The sequence below is a fragment of the Candidatus Symbiopectobacterium sp. NZEC135 genome (genome assembly GCF_025962695.1).
In genome coordinates, this window is the sequence record NZ_JAGFPF010001568.1 from 1 (window position 1) to 507 (window position 507).

Annotated in this window: 1 protein-coding gene; it reads right to left on the reverse strand. The window is 53.5% G+C overall.

Annotated features, from left to right (window positions below; genetic code table 11):
• Positions 1-105: 105 nt before the first annotated feature.
• On the reverse strand, positions 106-507 hold a 402-nt coding region (locus J5224_RS35415; RefSeq protein WP_319802561.1), incomplete at its 5' end, for a UDP binding domain-containing protein.

Genomic DNA, 507 nt, shown 5'->3' on the forward strand with positions numbered 1-507 from the left:
CAAGCTAGGGGTATTGCTGGGCTCGCTGATTGCGGCCACGCTGGGCCTGCTGTGGGGCCGGTATTACGCGCGTCGCCGCCGTGTGCAGCAGGTTGGTCAACCGACTTAATCCAAACCAAACAGGTCGCGGGTATAGACTTTATCCGCGACATCCTCCAACTCCGGTGCCATGCGGTTTGAGATGATCAAATCAGCCTGGTGCTTGAACGTTGTCAGATCGTTGATTACCGGTGAGCGGAAAAATGTCGCTTCTGTCAGTACCGGTTCATAAACCACCACGTCAACACCCTTGGCTTTGAGCCGTTTCATGATGCCTTGAATGGCCGATGCGCGGTAGTTATCGGAGCCGGTTTTCATCACCAGACGATAAACGCCTACCACGCTGGGATTCTGTTTGAGAATATCATCGGCAATGAAATCTTTGCGCGTGCGATTCGCCTCGACGATGGCACAAATCAGCCGGTTAGGCACTTTGGCATAATTGGCCAACAGCTGCTTGGTGTCTTT